At 48.9% G+C, this 1,224-nt stretch carries 1 protein-coding gene; it reads right to left on the bottom strand.

From position 1 onward, the window contains the following. Nucleotides 1-5: 5 nt before the first annotated feature. Nucleotides 6-1,162 (bottom strand): IS3 family transposase gene (locus E8Q33_RS14970; RefSeq protein ID WP_136555696.1). Its coding sequence is split into 2 segments (ribosomal slippage): nucleotides 6-922 and nucleotides 922-1,162, totalling 1,158 coding nucleotides; the frame shifts between segments, so codons are not numbered across the junction. Between the last annotated feature and the right edge of the window lie 62 nt (nucleotides 1,163-1,224).

Below are 1,224 nucleotides of genomic sequence, written 5' to 3'. Positions count from 1 at the left end.
GGGTTCTACCCCGTTTCTACGGACGGTTTAAAAACGGTTGATAACTTCATATCGTCCTTAGCGACTCGTCTTCTCATCCGAGGATTATGGAATCGCTCAATATAGTCAAATAAATCCGCTTTGGCAGAATCCAAGGTTGGGTAACGTATTCGATTTGTCCGTTCTCTTTTGAGTACACCAAAAAAGCCTTCACAGGCAGCATTATCGCCACAATGACCGACCGCACTCATCGAGCTCATCAATGTATTTTTACTAAGCAATCTCTGGTAATCGCCGCTTCTGAATTGACTGCCTCGATCAGAATGTAAAATAACAGGCTCACTTCCCTGGCGTTGCCAAACAGCCATTTCAACGGCGCGTAATACCATCTGTCGATCTTGCCGGTGATGCATTGACCAGCCAATCACCAGCTTGCTGAACAGATCGAGAACAACACACAAATACAGCTTGCCTTCGCCTGTTTTGATTTCAGTGATGTCGGTGACCCACTTAGTCTCCGGTTCCAGCGCCATGAAGTCTCGCTTCAACAAATTATTAACACCAGGCGGTGTTAATAATGGCGGCTTTTTCTGTCCACGTTTCTTTTTTCTCGGCCACCCCTGAAGTCCGGCAACCGTCATTAAACGTGCAACCCGATTTTTGCTGGCTGTTTCGCCTTCCATCGCCAGATCTTCATGCATGCGCGGTACACCCAAAATACCACCACTATCTGTATGAAGTTCACGAATGCGCGTCAGCAATCGATGGTTATCAATCTTTCTTAAACTCGGCAAACGTGCTTCCCAGCCGTAATAACCACTAGCGGAAACTTCCAGACAACGACACATTAAGCGTACGGGGAACTCGACGCGACAACGTTGGATCGCCTGATACTTCAGGACGACTCCCTGGCAAAGAACGTCGCCGCTTCGCGTAAAAAATCCCGTTCCTTCTTCACCCGTGCCAGTTCACGCTTAAGACGGGCAACTTCTTCATCTCTGGGGCTACCCGTGCCATTAAAGGCCTGCTGGCCATTCTGATCTGCTTCACGTCGCCATCTCGTGAGCAGATTTGGGGCAAGCCCCAGTTCTTGAGCAATCTGGGCACAGCTGACTCCTGGCTGCAGGGTCTGTTCAACTGCACCACGTTTGAACTCCGGACTGTATTTTCTTCTCTTCGACATAAACACTCCTTTTGCCCATTATCAGGCTTCTTTGAAGTGTCCGCAAAATCGGGGTAGAACCC

Source organism: Methylophaga sp. SB9B, assembly GCF_004832235.1.
GTDB classification, from domain to species: domain Bacteria; phylum Pseudomonadota; class Gammaproteobacteria; order Nitrosococcales; family Methylophagaceae; genus Methylophaga; species Methylophaga muralis.
The sequence above is the reverse complement of the archived record's forward strand: the minus strand, read 5'-3'. Positions and strand labels throughout refer to the sequence as shown.